This is a genomic window from Erwinia sp. AC075, from assembly GCF_979253995.1.
This window is the reverse complement of record NZ_CEEDEU010000001.1, coordinates 3,265,363-3,281,142: the sequence shown is the minus strand read 5'-3', so window position 1 is coordinate 3,281,142 and position 15,780 is coordinate 3,265,363. Positions and strand designations below refer to the sequence as shown.

14 protein-coding genes and 1 tRNA gene are annotated in these 15,780 nt (G+C 55.8%); 9 read left to right on the top strand and 6 right to left on the bottom strand.

Annotated features, from left to right (window positions below; genetic code table 11):
* Positions 1-23: 23 nt before the first annotated feature.
* From tssF to AC0IXH_RS15530, 5 genes are read left to right on the top strand one after another with little or no spacing between them, the layout of a single operon-like run.
* Positions 24-1,778: a type VI secretion system baseplate subunit TssF gene (gene tssF / locus AC0IXH_RS15550; protein WP_471720678.1), complete on the top strand. Its 1,755-nt coding sequence runs from the start codon at positions 24-26 to the stop codon at positions 1,776-1,778.
* Positions 1,742-2,827, top strand: coding sequence for a type VI secretion system baseplate subunit TssG (gene tssG, locus AC0IXH_RS15545; protein WP_041691870.1), 1,086 nt, complete (start codon positions 1,742-1,744; stop codon positions 2,825-2,827). The genes tssF and tssG overlap by 37 nt, the downstream gene beginning before the upstream one ends.
* On the top strand, positions 2,805-3,350 hold the full coding sequence (tssJ, locus tag AC0IXH_RS15540) for a type VI secretion system lipoprotein TssJ (protein WP_471720677.1): 546 nt from the start codon (positions 2,805-2,807) through the stop codon (positions 3,348-3,350). The genes tssG and tssJ overlap by 23 nt, the downstream gene beginning before the upstream one ends.
* On the top strand, positions 3,350-3,823 hold the full coding sequence (gene tssE / locus AC0IXH_RS15535; RefSeq protein ID WP_471720676.1) for a type VI secretion system baseplate subunit TssE: 474 nt from the start codon (positions 3,350-3,352) through the stop codon (positions 3,821-3,823). The genes tssJ and tssE overlap by 1 nt, the downstream gene beginning before the upstream one ends.
* Positions 3,816-5,216 (top strand): VasL domain-containing protein, encoded by a 1,401-nt coding sequence (locus AC0IXH_RS15530; RefSeq protein ID WP_346566862.1) that lies wholly within the window; start codon positions 3,816-3,818, stop codon positions 5,214-5,216. The genes tssE and AC0IXH_RS15530 overlap by 8 nt, the downstream gene beginning before the upstream one ends.
* A 183-nt stretch (positions 5,217-5,399) precedes the next feature.
* Here AC0IXH_RS15530 and AC0IXH_RS15525 read toward each other — a convergent pair.
* The 5 genes from AC0IXH_RS15525 to aspA form a co-directional block, all read right to left on the bottom strand.
* A tRNA-Phe gene (locus AC0IXH_RS15525) sits at positions 5,400-5,475 on the bottom strand.
* 110 nt (positions 5,476-5,585) lie between these two features.
* Complete coding sequence (gene dicD, locus AC0IXH_RS15520) at positions 5,586-6,164, bottom strand: division control transcriptional repressor DicD (RefSeq protein ID WP_013200462.1); 579 nt, start codon at positions 6,162-6,164, stop codon at positions 5,586-5,588.
* Between the two features lie 63 nt (positions 6,165-6,227).
* The gene (locus AC0IXH_RS15515) at positions 6,228-7,952 is read right to left on the bottom strand and encodes a protein-disulfide reductase DsbD (RefSeq protein WP_471720675.1); all 1,725 of its coding nucleotides are present in this window, start codon (positions 7,950-7,952) and stop codon (positions 6,228-6,230) included.
* 207 nt (positions 7,953-8,159) lie between these two features.
* On the bottom strand, positions 8,160-9,461 hold the full coding sequence (locus AC0IXH_RS15510) for an anaerobic C4-dicarboxylate transporter (RefSeq protein WP_013200464.1): 1,302 nt from the start codon (positions 9,459-9,461) through the stop codon (positions 8,160-8,162).
* A 117-nt stretch (positions 9,462-9,578) separates the two neighbouring features.
* On the bottom strand, positions 9,579-11,015 hold the full coding sequence (aspA, locus tag AC0IXH_RS15505) for an aspartate ammonia-lyase (RefSeq protein ID WP_013200465.1): 1,437 nt from the start codon (positions 11,013-11,015) through the stop codon (positions 9,579-9,581).
* Between the two features lie 361 nt (positions 11,016-11,376).
* On the opposite strand from aspA, the gene AC0IXH_RS15500 reads away from it, so the two are divergent.
* The 4 genes from AC0IXH_RS15500 to AC0IXH_RS15485 all read left to right on the top strand — a co-directional run bounded on the left by AC0IXH_RS15500 (position 11,377) and on the right by AC0IXH_RS15485 (position 14,623).
* Positions 11,377-11,838, top strand: coding sequence for an FxsA family protein (locus AC0IXH_RS15500; RefSeq protein ID WP_013200466.1), 462 nt, complete (start codon positions 11,377-11,379; stop codon positions 11,836-11,838).
* A gap of 212 nt (positions 11,839-12,050) precedes the next feature.
* The gene (locus tag AC0IXH_RS15495) at positions 12,051-12,344 is read left to right on the top strand and encodes a co-chaperone GroES (RefSeq protein ID WP_012442682.1); all 294 of its coding nucleotides are present in this window, start codon (positions 12,051-12,053) and stop codon (positions 12,342-12,344) included.
* Between the two features lie 45 nt (positions 12,345-12,389).
* On the top strand, positions 12,390-14,033 hold the full coding sequence (gene groL, locus AC0IXH_RS15490; protein ID WP_013200467.1) for a chaperonin GroEL: 1,644 nt from the start codon (positions 12,390-12,392) through the stop codon (positions 14,031-14,033).
* Between the two features lie 236 nt (positions 14,034-14,269).
* The gene (locus tag AC0IXH_RS15485; RefSeq protein WP_013200468.1) at positions 14,270-14,623 is read left to right on the top strand and encodes a DUF4156 domain-containing protein; all 354 of its coding nucleotides are present in this window, start codon (positions 14,270-14,272) and stop codon (positions 14,621-14,623) included.
* A 118-nt stretch (positions 14,624-14,741) separates the two neighbouring features.
* Here the strand turns inward: AC0IXH_RS15485 and epmB are convergent, their stop codons facing one another.
* Positions 14,742-15,770 carry an EF-P beta-lysylation protein EpmB gene (epmB, locus tag AC0IXH_RS15480; protein WP_013200469.1) on the bottom strand — a complete coding sequence of 343 codons (1,029 nt, stop codon included), beginning with the start codon at positions 15,768-15,770 and terminating at the stop codon, positions 14,742-14,744.
* Positions 15,771-15,780: the final 10 nt, after the last annotated feature.

Here is a 15,780-nt window from a genome sequence, read left to right as displayed (position 1 = left end):
ACACCCCTTATTCAGGTTTTATTATGGACGACTTAACCCTGCGTTATTACGACGCTGAAATGCGCTACTTGCTCGAAGCCGGTGAAGAGTTTGCCCGTGCCCATCCGGATCGGGCGGCACTGCTGAACCTGGATAAATCAGGTGCGCGCGACCCCTACGTTGAACGCCTCTTCGAGGGCTTTGCCTTTATGATGGGGCGCCTGCGCGAAAAGCTCGACGACGACCTGCCTGAGCTGACGGAAGGGCTGGTCACGCTGCTGTGGCCGCACTATCTGCGCACCATCCCGTCGATGTCGGTGGTGGAGTTCAGCCCTGACTGGCGTGAAATGAAAGAGAAAATACGGATTGCGAAGGGAGCAGAAGTCCTTTCCCGGCCGATAGGTGAGAAGTCGACACGTTGCCGTTATACAACGACCCAGGAAATCAGCCTGATGCCGCTGGCGCTGGAGCGGGTTTCGCTCTCAACCGACCCGGACGGCTGCTCGGTAGTATGCCTGCGCTTTGCCTGCAGCAGCCTGGCCGACTGGAGCCGTGTGGATCTCAGCCTGATCCCATTCTACTTCGATGCCGACGCGCCGCTGGCCTGTGCCATGCACGAAGCTTTTACCTTAAACAATGCAGGCATTTGGCTGCGCCTGCCTGGCGACCCGGATCGCCGTCCGCTGGATGCGCGCTTTACCGCGTTGGGATTTGGTGAAGACGACGGACTGTGGCCAAAGAGCAATAGCAGCTTCAGTGGTTACCAGCTGCTGCTGGAGTACTTTGCCTTTCGCGAGAAGTTTATGTTCACCGGCCTGCGCGGCCTGGAGAATGTTGCGCTGCCTGCGGATCTGCCGTGGTTCGAAATCGACGTGGTGTTGGGGCAGCGCTGGGAACATGACTTTACCTTCAGTGAGAAACATCTGCGGTTGCACTGCGCGCCGGTGATCAACCTCTTTCCACTGGAGTCCGATCCGCTGACGCTAAACTCGCTGCAGACCGAATACCTGCTGCGCCCGATGCGCGTGCAGGATGGTCATACGGAAATTTATTCCGTTGACTCGGTGATGTCTTCCGGCAATCACATCTATGTACCGTTCTCCAGCTTCCGACATAAAGGCGGAATGATGCGCCACGAAGCGCCGGAATATTACTACCATTCCCGCGTGCGGCGCGGCGCATCAGGGCTGCATAACACCTGGCTGATTCTCGGCGGGGAAGCCTTTGATAACCATAGCGTGCCAAATGAAGAAAGCCTGTCGCTGACGCTGACCGGTACCAATGGCCAGTTGCCGCGTCGTGCACTGCAGAGCACGGTGCTGGATACCGCGATAATAACCAACTCTGCTAGCATGGGGGTGCGAAACCTTTGTGCGCCGACGCTGCCCTGTTATCCGCCGGACCGTGACCGCTTCCACTGGCGGGTGCTGAGCCATCTTGGCAGCAACTTCCTGTCGATGATGGACAATGCCGAAGTGCTGCGCGGTACGCTGGCCCTGTACGAGTGGACCGGCAGCGAGATGAACCGCCGCCGCCTGGAAGCGATAGTCGACGTTAGCCACAGCGAAATCGAGCGCTTTGAGCAGGGCTACCTGCTGCGCGGCGTGCAGATTGAGGTGACGCTCGACAGTCACGGCTTTGCCGGGCACGGGGATATCTGCCTGTTCGGCGAGATGCTCAGCCATTTTTTCGCCCTGTACACCGACATCTATCTGTTTAACCGCCTGGTTATCATTCTGCAACCCACCGGAGAGCGCCTGGAATGGCAAGAGAAACACAACCGCCGCATTCCCGGCTAAGTCCGCGCATGGAAGCGGACCTGACGCGGATGAACTTTTACCGCTTCTGCCAGCTGCTGGAAAAACAGCACCCGGATAAACCCCCGCTCGGCAGTACTAGCCACCTGCGAGATGACACTGTGCGCTTCAGCCCGTGGCCGGGTATGGGTTTTCCTGCCGGCGAGCTGAAAAGCGTGGAGTACAGTGAAGACGATGTCACGTTGGCACCAAAAGTGCGTACCACCTTTATGGGCGTCTACGGAGTGGATTCTCCGCTACCGACCGCCTATCTCGACGACATCAGCCAGCGGCGGGAGGGACACGAGGAGCTGCAGGATTTTCTCGATATCTTCAGCCATCGCATCCTGACGCAGTTCTACCGCATCTGGTGTAAATACTCCTATCCGGCCACCTTCGAAAGCGGCGGAACGGACAGCATCTCCCAGTCGCTGCTCGGGCTGATAGGGCTGGGAATTCCCGGCACTGCCAGCCATATCGCCACTCCGGTTTCGCGCTTTCTGGCGCTGCTCGGCGTGCTGCGCCAGCCTGCAAAAACCCAGCAGGGCGTGCAGGCAATGGTACGCCTGCTGGCGCCAGAAACGCGGGCGCGGGTCAGCCCATATTGCCTGCGCCCGATTGAAATCAATCAGCCGCTCGGCTTCTACGGCGAGCAGGATTTTTTGCTGGATGGCAACACCCCGCTGGGTGATGAAGTGATGGATACCAGCAGCCAGCTGCTGATTGAATTAATGACCGACTGCGAGCGTGAAGCACAGGGCTGGAAGCCGGACGGTCAGCTGTATCTGGATTTTCTGGTGATGCTGCGCGTTTATCTCGGCTGGCGTTTTAAAGCGAAAATTCGTCTGACCGTCAGTACAGCTCTGCTGCCCGTTGTGCCTCTTGGAGAAGCCCCGTTCTGGCTGGGCATGAGCGGGGTACTGGGCGTGGAGGGGAAAGAAATCCCCACTGACATCCCGCAGACATTTACCACCGAGCTTGGCAGCTATTACGGCCTGCAACCGACCACACATGTAAAAGGAAATAAGCGTGTTAATTACCAGTTTGACTAAACCTGTGTGCTGGCTGCTGCCATTGCTTGCCATTAGCCTGACCGGCTGCGGGCTGACGCAGACCGTTTCTGACGGTACCCGCTCTGCGGTATCGTCTATTTTCTATAAAAAAATTAAGGTGCTGCGCCTAGACTTTACTGCGCGTGAGGGGCTGAATACCGACGCGCGAGAAAACCATTCCAGTCCGCAGTCTTTAGTCATCCGTATTTATCAGCTGAAAGATAGCAAGACCTTTGACAGGCTGGTCTATCAACAGCTGGCCACCGACGGAGATCAGCTCTTGGGTGCTGATTTGCTTGCAAGCCGTGACGTGGTGCTGACTCCCGGCGGTGCAGTTAACCTCAATATGCCAATGGAGCAAGAAGCGCAGTTTGTTGCCGTAGTGGCGCTATTTCGTCAGCCGGACCTGGCCAAAAAAAGCTGGCAGCAGGTGCTACAGCGCGAAGCACTGAACCCTGACCAACCCCGGGTGCTGGAAGCGGCCGACAATAGCCTGATCCTGCAACCGCTCAAGGATAAGTAATGCCACAATCCCATAACGCCCCCTCGCTGTATGAAATGCTGTACGGCAATTTCAGCGGCGGGCTGGAGCTGCATAACGTCAGCGAGGAGAACCAGGTGATCCTCTCGGTGCTCGACAATATGCAGCGCATTCTCAACTGTCGCGCCGGCACGCTGGCGCATCTGCCCGATTACGGTCTGCCGGATATGACCACCATCCTGCAGGGGTTACCCGGTACCGCGCACCAGCTGATGACCACATTGTCCGGCGTGCTGTTGCGCTACGAGCCGCGCCTCAGCAGCATCCGGGTGGACATGCTACCGCAAACACTCCCCGGCGAACTGCGCTACGCCATTGATGCCGAACTCAAAGGTATCGGCCTGGTGCGCTATGGCACCGACTTTATGCCGGAAGGCAAAGTGCTGATCCGCCATTTGAAACAGCAGCAGTTTATTAACCCTAATGCCAGGAAATGGATATCAGGTCATGAATGACACCCCCTCCCGTAAAATCAAAACCGGTAACGACCCGCGTACGCTGGCGGATTATGCCGCCCTGCGTGATGAGCTGAGCAAGCTGTCCCATCCTGCGCGGCCCGATGTGAACTGGCGCTATGCCGAAAAGTTGTGTCTTTCGCTGTTTGAGCAAAATGGCGTGGAGCTACAGACGGCGGCCTGGTACACGCTCGCCCGCACGCAACTGGCCGGACTGTTTGGCCTGAATGAAGGATTGTCTATCCTGGAGGCATTGATAAGCCATCAGTGGGGCGCGCTCTGGCCGCAGCCTGTGCACGCCCGCATGGAGATCCTCAGCGGTCTGAGCCAGCGTATCCAGCAGCTGATGCGCACTTTACCGTTGAGCTACAGCGACCTCAACCAGCTGTATCGTGCCGAACAGCAGCTTACCGGTCTGGGGGACGTTCTCCAGCGGCTGGAGCTTAAGCATCTTAGCCAGCTTGATGCATTGCGTAGCCAGATGCATAACAGCGCTGTCCGGCTGGAAAACAGTGACGGCGCCGCTGGCACGTGCACTACGATTCAACCCGACGTTGTGCTGCCCGCACCGGCAACTGACGGCCAGGCAAGCTGGGTTAGTGCCCCGTCCGGTCGTCCGGCGGCAGAGAAATATGAGCGCATTAACGCGGTTAAGTGGGTGTATGTGGCGCAGCCGGAACCTCAGCCGAATGTGGCCGTGTTGACGACGCTGCCGGCACCGGCAAAATCCTGGAAGCCGTTTGCGTTGGGGATGATTACCATGCTGGCGGCAGGAAGCGCCGCGCTGTGGGGATGGCATGCTTTCCACCGGCCTGACCCGCTGCAGGCTCAGCTGGCGGCATCGCTGGCCCCGCTGCCCGCAGCGCTTTCTCCCGCACAGCGGGATAGCCTGCGCCAGCAAGCGTCGTTACCCCCCCAAATTGCACAAACCCAGCGGCAGCTTGCCCGGCTGGCGCAGTTACCGCCGGGCTGGAATATCGATTACGGTCGTCAGCTGGTCGAACAGATGCAGATACTGTGGCCGGAGCAGGCCAGGCCGCTGGTGCAGGCGTGGCAGCAACAGCAGAAGGCCAATGCATTGTCAGCCGAAAGCCTGTCTGGCTGGCATCAGGGGATGACGAAGCTGACGCAACTGAGTGAGCGGCTGAGCAGGCTGGATGAACAGAAGGGGAAATACATGACGGTCAGCGAACTGAAATCCGCCGTGTTTGCCACTCTGCAGTCCTTTAATCAATCGATTCCGGCTGAGGAGCAGCTGCGGGCACTGTCACAGGCACCAAAAGGGGAGCCTTTACCTGCCGCGGCCAACGCGCAGCTGGAGATGCATCTGAAGCAGCTAACGGCGAGCTATGCAGAAATTAAGCAGAATGCGTTAACAGGAGAAAGAGGCTAACAACGAGGAGTGTGTGAAGCGAGTTTCATTCGCGTGCCAGAGGGCTATCAGGGAGGTAGCCACTCTGGAAAATACCACGGCATCCCTGTCAGTCACTTTTCCAGGTCACCCGGCCAGGCTCTGACGTATTACTCTGCGCCAGAAACGAAAAAAGCCTCGCTTTTCAGCAAGGCCTTATAAATATGGTGCCCGGACTCGGAATCGAACCAAGGACACGGGGATTTTCAATCCCCTGCTCTACCGACTGAGCTATCCGGGCAACGGGGCGCATTAAACCGTAAAGGCCGTCTGGCGTCAACGGCTTTGTCACAAAAAACCCGTAAAGCGCGACTGAGTGATTGCTTTTCAATCAGTCGGCGCGGTTTTTGCTCAGGCCAGCGCACCATTCTTACGACACAACGCAATGCTCAGCACATCCTCCGCCAGCGTGCGGGCCGTCACCACTTCCTGTACGTTCCGCGTCACCAACAGACGGCTGAGGCAGCCTTCAAGGATTAACTCCATCTGATGGGCAACCAGCGTGGGATTGTCGGTTTCCAGCGCGGACAACAAATCGTGCGTGTACTGCCAGGAGGCGCGTTTCTGGAAGTCAGCGACCTGATGGATGGGATGATCCGGCTGCGGATAAAAACTGCAGGCGGCAATAAACAAACAGCCAGGGTAACGGTGATTATTTACCGCATCTTCCAGCACCTGATAGCGCGCCATCAGCTTTTGTTCTGCATTCAGCGTCTCATCCAGCAACAGCTTACGTCGCCAGATATCTATCTGTTGGCTGTGATAACGCAGGGCGTCATACAGCAGCGCTTCGCGGTCTGGCCAGAAGCGTTGCAGATCCTCTAACTGGCAGTCCACCGCCTGCGCCATATCGGCGAAAGAAGTGGTGGCCGCCAGGCCTTTTTGCTCGAGTACGTTCAGCGCATGCTCGAGTACCTGTTCACGTTGCAAGTGACTCTCCTCTTGAATGCCCGTTTCGCGGTTCTTAACCGGGAAATCACGCCTTAGTGTCGTTTACTGCGCCAGTTTCTGCAAATGCTGCTGAAACGCGGCGGCATCCATAAAGCCGGTGACGCGAGAATGGGGGATCTCATGGCCGTTGGCATCGAAGAACAAAATGGTCGGCAAACCCAGCACCTGCAGCTGTTTCAGCAGCGCGCTATCCTGGGCATTGTTGGCCGTGACATCGGCCTGCAGCAGTTGGGTATGGCCCAAGGCATTTTGGACTTCAGGCTGACTGAAGGTGTATTTTTCGAACTCTTTGCAGGCCACACACCAGTCAGCGTAAAGGTCGACCATCGTGATACGCCCCTGCGCGTTTTGCAGCGCGTGGGAGAGCTGCTCGGTATCGCTAATCCGGGTGAAGTTCAGGTGCGCGATAGCCGCATTTTGACCGGGCGAAGCAAATGCCCAGTCCTGCAGCGGACGTGCAGCAACCAGCGCCGCTGCCAGCATCACGATTTGTCCCAGGCGCAGCCAGCCATTGTTCGACTTCAGACTGATAAAGGCCCAGCCGAAGAAGGCGACACCCAGCAGGCTCCATAACCGCAAACCCCACTGATCGCCAATCACGCGCTCCAGCAGAAATACCGGCAGGGCAAGGATCACAAAACCAAACCCTTCTTTAATGGTTTGCATCCAGGCACCGCTTTTCGGCAGCAGACGGTTGCCAAACACCGTCACGGCAATCAGCGGCAGCCCCATTCCCAGCGCGTAAAGATAGAGCGTACCTGCGCCCGCCAGCATATTGCCGCTTTGGGCGATGTACAGCAGGATCGCGCTAAGCGGCGCCGTGGTGCACGGAGAGCAAATCAGTCCGGCCAGTGCCCCCATTAAAAACACCCCGGTCAGCGATCCGCCTTGTTGACGGTTGCTCCACAGTGCCAGACGGGTTTGTAGCGAGGAAGGGAGCTGCAACGTGAACAGGCCAAACATCGACAATGCCAGCAGAATAAACAGCAGCGACAAGCCAATCAGAATCGCCGGGGCCTGCAGTGCCGCCTGAAAACGCAGGCCAGCGGCGGCCACGATCACGCCCATCACCGTGTAAGTCAGCGCCATTCCCTGCACGTAGACCATCGCCAGGGCGAACAAACGGCCCGCCGAATATTGGCGATTGCCACCGAGAATAATGCCGGAAATCAGCGGGTACATTGGCAGCACGCAAGGGGTGAAAGCGACACCAATACCGATCAGCAGCGCCCACAGCGGCGAAAACGGCAGGTTTTCAGTCGGTGCGGTCTGCACGCTGACCGGTGCAGGTGTCGAAGCCGCTGCCTGAGAAGCCGGGGTGGCATCACCGGCCTTCACTTCATCCAGCGGCACTCTGCGTGTTTCCGGCGGATAGCAGAATCCCGCGGCGGCACAGCCCTGATAGGTGACGCTTACCGTCGCCCCTTTATCCGCCTGCTGCAGGATTAAGGGCAGCGTCAGGCTTTCGGGGTAAATTTCGGTTTTGCCGTAGAACTCATCTTCATGAGGTGTGCCCTCAGGCAGGGTAAAGTCGGCGAGTTTTGCGCCGTGAGCAGAGATTTTTATCTGCTGGCGATAGAGGTAATAACCGGGTTTAACCTGCCAGCTCAGGGTCAGCGTGTTGGCTTGCTGATTGAAGTCAAAAGCAAAGGCCTGGTCAACCGTGCCGAAATGATTGCCGTTCTGTCCGAACAGCGAAGCCGCCGCATTCAGGCTGAACAGCGTTGTGAACAGGATAAAAATCAGTGTTGTAATGCGCTTAGACATAACGGTAACCACATTCTCCATGTTGGGCTGAGTCGGGCAGAGGACGCAAGCACGTCCGGCAGCGCTCTGACGGAGCTCAGAGGGGTATCCTCGGGGCGTGCAGACTATAACATGGCGTTACGGCAGGGAGTTTTTCAGGATGTAACCGGCGAAAGCAGGGCGGAATTCTCTCCGCCCTTGTTCAGCGCGTGCCGTGGCCGTCTGTGGCTATAGAATCAGATGCCCAAAGATAAAGCCAAACAGCACGGACAGTGCAATGGCCAGCGTGCCCGGCACAATAAACGAGTGGTTAAAGACAAACTTGCCAATGCGCGTTGAACCGGTATCGTCCATTTCTACCGCTGCCAGCAGCGTAGGGTAGGTTGGCAAGACAAACAGCGCGGAGACGGCAGCGAACGATGCCACGGCGGTGATGGGCGAAACGCCGAGCATCAGCGCGGCAGGCATCAGGGCTTTGGTGGTCGCGGCCTGTGAGTAGAGAAGGGTGGAAGCAAAGAACAGGATCACTGCCAGCATCCACGGATAATCGGTCAGCAGATCGCCTGCCACCTGCTGGATCTCGCTAATGTGCGCTTTGACAAAGGTATCGCCGAGCCAGGCCACGCCCATCACGCAAATACAGGCGCTCATGCCGGACTTGAAGGTGCTGGCAGAAAGGATTTTGGCGGTATCCACTTTGCAGGTGAAGCAGATAATCGCCGCCACGGTCAGCATAAAGACCACAATCGCTTCATTACGCGGCAGCACCGGATGGGTAATCAGGCCAACCGTATCGCTGATGGCGGTGGCATACAGCACCACCGCAACAATGCCCAGCAGGAACAGCAGCACCGACAGTTTTGCGCCGGGTTTCGCTTCAAAAACGCCTGCGCCACGCAGCACCGTTTCGCCTTTCGCCAGCCGCTGTTGGTAAATGGCATCTTCCTTCAGCTCTTTGCCGAGGAAGTTGGTGATCAGCGCCGCGAGGAAAATGGCGATCATGGTTGAGGGGATGGAGACGGCAAGCAGCGCCAGATAGCTGATGCCTTTTGGCTCCAGAATCCCCGCCAGAAAAACCACCGCCGCTGAAATTGGCGAGGCGGTAATGGCAATCTGCGAAGCGACCACCGCGATTGATAACGGACGGGAAGGGCGAACGCCTTGCTCTTTTGCCACTTCCGCTATCACCGGTAAGGTGGAAAATGCCGTATGGCCGGTTCCCGCCAGCAGCGTCATAAAGTAGGTCACCAGCGGCGCGAGGAAGGTGATATAGCGGGGCTGCTTCCTTAACAGACGTTCCGCCAGGCTCACCAGGTAATCCATCCCTCCGGCGACCTGCATCGCGGCAATCGCGGCAATCACTCCCATAATGATTTCGATGACGTCGAAGGGAATGACGCCCGGCTTGATTTGGAAGCCCAGCGTTAAAATTAACATGCCCACACCGCCGGCAAAACCGATGCCAATGCCGCCCAGCCGCGCTCCCAGATAAATCGCCAACAGGACGACAAGTAACTCCGGCACAATCATGATCTGCTCCTTGGGTTTTTTTGATAACTAACCGTTAATAATTTGTAGGCTGTGCCATAAAAAAAGGCACGTCGTTCTGCGAACGCGCGTGCCTTAAAGGTCTGTCAGGTTAAGCTGTTATTGTTCATTTTCATCGGTATAACGTTTGGCTTTATATACCGGGAACATCAGGTTCTGCGTTGAGAAAATATCATCGAGTTCGGCTTCGGTGAGTAACCCGCGCTCCAGCACCACTTCCCGCACGCTTTTGCCGGTCTCGGCACAAATTTTGCCGACAATATCGCCGTTATGGTGGCCGATGTACGGGTTGAGGTAGGTCACGATGCCGATCGAGTTGAAGACATAGGCCTCACACACCGCTTTGTTGGCAGTAATGCCGTTAACGCATTTTTCCAGCAGATTCGAACAGGCGTTGGTCAGAATATGCACCGACTCAAACAGGGCCTGGCCGATAACCGGCTCCATCACGTTCAACTGCAGCTGGCCAGCTTCAGACGCCATGGTCACGGTGACATCATTGCCGATCACCTTGAAGCACACCTGGTTGACGACTTCGGGCACCACCGGGTTCACTTTGGCCGGCATGATAGAAGAACCGGCCTGCAATTCTGGCAGGTTGATTTCATTCAGCCCGGCACGCGGCCCGGAAGAGAGCAGACGCAGGTCATTACAGATTTTGGAGAGCTTGACCGCCAGGCGCTTCAGCGCGCTGTGTACCATCACATAGGCACCGCAGTCTGAGGTCGCTTCAATCAGATCTTCTGCAGGAACGCAGGGCAGGTTACTGACTTCCGCTAACTTCTGTACCGCCAGCGCCTGATAACCGTCCGGGGTGTTCAGGCGTGTGCCGATCGCCGTCGCGCCCAGATTCACTTCCAGCAGCAGTTCGCCGGTGCGCAGCAGGTTCTTGATCTCTTCATTCAGCAGCACGCTGTAGGCGTGGAATTCCTGACCGAGGGTCATTGGCACCGCATCCTGCAACTGGGTACGGCCCATTTTCAGGATGGTTTCAAACTCCACGGCTTTGCGCTGGAAGCCTTCGCTCAACTGGCCGATAGCATCCAACAGCTTCAAAATAGAGGTATACACCGCGATACGAAAACCGGTTGGGTAGGCGTCATTGGTGGACTGGCACTTGTTGACGTGGTCATTCGGATTGAGGAACTGATAATCCCCTTTCTGATGGCCCATCAGCTCCAGACCAATATTGGCCAGCACTTCATTGGTGTTCATGTTGACCGAGGTGCCGGCACCGCCCTGATAGACATCAATCGGGAACTGGTCCATGCATTTGCCGTTATTCAGCACTTCATCACAGGCCTGAATAATGGTGTTCGCGATATGGCGGGGAATGGTCTGCAACTCTTTGTTGGCCATGGCGGCGGCTTTTTTCACCATCACCATGCCACGGACAAACTCAGGGATATCGCTGATTTTACTGTTACTGATGTAGAAATTTTCAATCGCACGCAGAGTGTGAACACCGTAGTAAGCATCTGCCGGAACTTCACGCATACCTAACAGGTCTTCTTCGATACGAATGCTATTTGTCATGAGAACCTTCTTGTTTTTGCTACCGGATACACCCAATCATTCGGTGTAGATCATCACAATCAAAGTGAATCTTTGGTCATGAACAGCCTCGGCCGACATTTTATCCATTTGCGGTAGACTGAGCACGATCATATTCTGTTAAGGGCGAAAAGCCTGAATCCAGATCACTTAAATTGCGTTCATTTTCAGCCATCTTCGACACAGTGTGATGCGGGTCACATACCGCTGACCAACATGAATTTCGTATAAGGTAGTTGAAAAATGCTCTGTAAGAGCCCATTTCATTACTCTACGATCGTGACGATCCCTCTTTTTGCCGTCCCGCTGTGAGCGAGATGGCCCGGACAGACAGGAGACTGCGGTGCGCTGGTTACCGTTTTTAGTGCTATTTATTCTCGCCTGGATTGAGATCACCATTTTCATTCAGGTGGCCCACGTGATGGGCGTGCTGCTGACGCTGCTGCTGGTGGTGTTCAGCTCGTTGATCGGTATCTCTCTGGTCAAAAACCAGGGGATGAAAAACTTTATGCTGATGCAGCAGAAGCTGGCGGTGGGCGACAGCCCTGCCGCGGAAATGATCAAGAGCGTTTCGTTGATCATCGCCGGCTTCCTGCTGCTGCTGCCGGGTTTCTTCACCGATTTCCTCGGGTTGCTGCTGTTGCTGCCGCCGGTGCAAAAGCATCTGACGCTGAAGCTGATGCCGCATCTGAAAGTCTGGCGTGGTGCCGGCGCTGGCCCGGACAGTGGCTTCACCGTTGACGGTGAATTTGAGCGAAAAGACAGCAAACTGCTTGAACACGACGATCCAGAGGATCGCCGATAACTGAGCCGAAGGCGGGATTTCCCGCCTTTTTGCTTTTCAGGGGAAACGATTGCCTGTTATTTGCGCAGTTGCTTCGCAGAAGCGAAATTTTTATTTTTTTCCCCTTGAAAGCCCCTCCGCCAGGCCCTATCTCTTTCGTCACGAGGTCGGTGCCAGTGAAGCCCGGCGTTCATCCCAAAAACCTGATTGGACTTCTCAAAGGAGAGTTATCAATGAAAATTCGTCCATTGCACGACCGTGTTATCGTCAAGCGTAAAGAAGTGGAATCTAAATCAGCTGGCGGCATCGTGCTGACTGGCTCCGCAGCCGGTAAATCTACCCGTGGCGAAGTACTGGCTGTTGGCAATGGCCGTATCCTGGAAAGCGGCGATGTGAAACCGCTGGACGTGAAGGTTGGCGACGTCGTCATCTTCAGCGAAGGTTACGGTGCTAAAACTGAGAAAATCGACAACCAGGAAGTGCTGATCATTTCTGAAAGCGACATTCTGGCAATTGTTGAAGCGTAATTACGCGTAACTCACTGAACAAACGAATTTAAGGGATATTTTAAGATGGCAGCTAAAGACGTAAAATTCGGTAATGACGCACGCGTAAAAATGCTGCGTGGCGTTAACGTACTGGCAGATGCAGTAAAAGTTACCCTGGGCCCGAAAGGCCGTAACGTGGTTCTGGATAAATCTTTTGGTGCACCGACCATCACTAAAGATGGTGTATCTGTCGCACGTGAAATCGAACTGGAAGACAAGTTCGAAAACATGGGTGCTCAGATGGTGAAAGAAGTGGCCTCTAAAGCGAACGACGCTGCAGGCGACGGTACCACCACCGCAACCGTTCTGGCTCAGTCTATCGTTAACGAAGGTCTGAAAGCCGTTGCTGCGGGTATGAACCCAATGGATCTGAAGCGCGGAATCGACAAAGCGGTCATCCACGCTGTTGAAGAACTGAAAAAACTGTCTGTGCCTTGCTCTGATTCTAAAGCGATTGCTCAGGTGGGTACCATCTCTGCTAACTCCGATGAAACCGTGGGCGAACTGATTGCTCAGGCGATGGAAAAAGTCGGCAAAGAAGGCGTGATCACCGTTGAAGAAGGCACCGGCCTGCAGGACGAGCTGGACGTGGTTGAAGGTATGCAGTTTGACCGTGGCTACCTGTCCCCGTACTTCATCAACAAGCCAGAAACTGGTGCAGTAGAACTGGAAACCCCATTCATTCTGCTGGCTGACAAAAAAATCTCCAACATCCGCGAAATGCTGCCAGTTCTGGAAGCCGTGGCGAAAGCCGGCAAACCACTGCTGATCGTTGCTGAAGATGTTGAAGGCGAAGCGCTGGCTACGCTGGTGGTTAACACCATGCGCGGTATCGTGAAAGTGGCTGCGGTTAAAGCACCTGGTTTCGGCGACCGTCGTAAAGCTATGCTGCAGGACATCGCTGTGCTGACTGGCGGTACCGTCATCTCTGAAGAGATCGGTATGGAGCTGGAAAAAGCCACGCTGGAAGATCTGGGTCAGGCAAAACGCGTTGTGATCAGCAAAGACACCACCATCATCATCGATGGCGTTGGCGAAGAAGCAACTATCTCTGGCCGTGTTTCTCAGATCCGTCAGCAGATTGAAGAAGCGACCTCTGATTACGATCGTGAAAAACTGCAGGAGCGCGTAGCGAAACTGGCAGGCGGCGTTGCCGTTCTGAAAGTGGGCGCGGCCACTGAAGTTGAAATGAAAGAGAAGAAAGCGCGCGTTGAAGATGCCCTGCACGCGACCCGTGCTGCGGTTGAAGAAGGCGTGGTTGCTGGTGGTGGTGTTGCGCTGGTTCGCGTGGCGTCTAAACTGGGCGATCTGCGTGGCCAGAACGAAGACCAGAACGTGGGTATCAAAGTTGCGCTGCGCGCAATGGAATCTCCACTGCGTCAGATCGTTTCTAACGCCGGTGAAGAGCCTTCAGTTGTCACCAACAAAGTGAAAGCAGGCGAAGGTAACTACGGTTACAACGCGCAGACTGAAGAATACGGCGACATGATCGACTTCGGTATTCTGGACCCAACTAAAGTGACCCGTTCTGCGCTGCAGTACGCGGCCTCTGTTGCCGGTCTGATGATCACCACCGAGTGCATGATCACCGACCTGCCGAAAGGCGACACCCCTGACTTAGGCGGTGGCGGTATGGGTGGTATGGGCGGCATGGGCGGCATGATGTAATGCCTGCCGGCTGGCTATAACGCTCCCCGTCGTCTTTGACGGGAAGGGCAGCCTCCTGAAAAACCCCCGTTTTATAACGGGGGTTTTTCTTTTTGGGGGGAAGATAGTAAAGTTATGGCGCAAGCAGTAGCCCGAACAAGGATTTATCTGTGTTGGGCAACGGAAGCTTCACCAAGGTTGTCGATTTCCGGTACGCTCAGAACTGATTCTGATGATGATAATAATGGGGATTTAAAATGCGGATTAAGGTCTTGCTGGGACTTTCAGTAGCGACTGCGCTGCTGGCAGGCTGTAGCAGCAGTTCTAACACCCTGAGTGCTGCGGGTGAGCGCGTCAGCTTCACCGACCAGCAACCAGCCAAAGAGTGCCAGCTGCTGGGCAACCTGACCGGCGAACAGAGCAACTGGTTGAGCGGTGCAGGCGGCGGCGAAAGCAGCTCGCTGCGTGGCGCGGCCAACGATCTGCGCAACCGTGCGGCAGAAATGGGCGGCAACACCATTTACGGTGCAACCAGCCCAACACAGAATATCTGGTCAAGCTTTGCCCCGCTGGACAGCAAAATGAGCGGCCAGGTGTATAAGTGCCCTTAACCGTTTGTGGAAAGCCTCTGTCGTCTGGGCCGCGTTATCGCTGCCGGTAGAGTGTTTAAAGCAGATAAGAAAGCGGGGAGGATCGATGATCCTCCCCGCTGTTGTTTTCAGGATGGGCTTAAACCTGTCTTAGCTGTAAATCGAGCGGCGTTTTACTCGGTTCTCCGCCAATTTCACGGGCCAGTTTCGGCACCATATAGCCGGAAACGTTGGCCAACAGTTCCCGCATAATCGCCCTGGCATCGTCATCCGACACGTAGAAATGCGCCGCACCCTGTACTTTATCCAGCACATGCAGGTAATAAGGCAGCACGCCGGCATCAAACAGCGCGTTGCTGAGCGTCGCCAGCGTGGTCGCATCGTCGTTGATATTGCGCAGCAAAACGCTCTGGTTAAGCAGTGTCACGCCCGCGCTCTTCAGCAGTTGCAACGCGTCCCGCAGCGCGTCATCAATCTCCTGGGCGTGATTAATGTGCGTCACCATCAGCACCTGCAACCGCGACTGCGCCAGGCGCTGGCAGAGCGTGCGGGTGATGCGGCTGGGGATTACCACTGGTAAACGGCTGTGGATGCGCAGGCGTTTCAGGTGGGGGATCTGCTCCAGTTCGCCGATCAGCCAGTCCAGTTCGCTGTCTTTTGCCATCAACGGATCGCCACCGGAGAAAATAATCTCATCCAGTTCTGGCTGCTCTCGGATATACTCCAGGGCTTGCTGCCAGTTGCGCTTGTTTCCCTGGTTATCCTGGTAGGGGAAATGGCGGCGGAAACAGTAGCGGCAGTTAACCGCACAGCCGCCTTTGACCAGCAACAGCGCACGATTGCGATATTTATGTAACAGACCCGGCACCACGCTGCTCTGCTCATCGAGCGGGTCAGTACTGTAACCCGGAGCATCAACAAACTCCTGGCTGGCGGTGATTACCTGCAGCAGGAGCGGATCTTGTGGATCGCCTTTTTGCATTCTGGACGCGAAGGCCCGTGGGACGCGCAGGGCAAACAGACGTCGGGCATCACTGCCGGCCGTCAGCTCCGGGTGCGAATCGAGGCCTAAAAGTTGCAGTAATTCATTTGGGTCGGTGATTACATCCGCAAGTTGATGCAACCATTCTTCTCGCGAAGGGGTTTTTAGGGTTACAATGTGTGCCATTTTTTTGGCT

Bases quoted from the DNA above. Each gene is read 5' to 3' on its own strand.
- AC0IXH_RS15495 (WP_012442682.1), top strand. From the start codon at position 12,051: ATGAAAATTCGTCCATTGCACGACCGTGTTATCGTCAAGCGTAAAGAA.
- aspA (WP_013200465.1), bottom strand. From the start codon at position 11,015: ATGACAAATAGCATTCGTATCGAAGAAGACCTGTTAGGTATGCGTGAA.
- AC0IXH_RS15485 (WP_013200468.1), top strand. From the start codon at position 14,270: ATGCGGATTAAGGTCTTGCTGGGACTTTCAGTAGCGACTGCGCTGCTG.
- AC0IXH_RS15515 (WP_471720675.1), bottom strand. From the start codon at position 7,952: ATGTCTAAGCGCATTACAACACTGATTTTTATCCTGTTCACAACGCTG.
- AC0IXH_RS15510 (WP_013200464.1), bottom strand. From the start codon at position 9,461: ATGATTGTGCCGGAGTTACTTGTCGTCCTGTTGGCGATTTATCTGGGA.
- tssE (WP_471720676.1), top strand. From the start codon at position 3,350: ATGCCACAATCCCATAACGCCCCCTCGCTGTATGAAATGCTGTACGGC.
- AC0IXH_RS15530 (WP_346566862.1), top strand. From the start codon at position 3,816: ATGAATGACACCCCCTCCCGTAAAATCAAAACCGGTAACGACCCGCGT.
- tssG (WP_041691870.1), top strand. From the start codon at position 1,742: ATGGCAAGAGAAACACAACCGCCGCATTCCCGGCTAAGTCCGCGCATG.
- epmB (WP_013200469.1), bottom strand. From the start codon at position 15,770: ATGGCACACATTGTAACCCTAAAAACCCCTTCGCGAGAAGAATGGTTG.
- groL (WP_013200467.1), top strand. From the start codon at position 12,390: ATGGCAGCTAAAGACGTAAAATTCGGTAATGACGCACGCGTAAAAATG.
- tssF (WP_471720678.1), top strand. From the start codon at position 24: ATGGACGACTTAACCCTGCGTTATTACGACGCTGAAATGCGCTACTTG.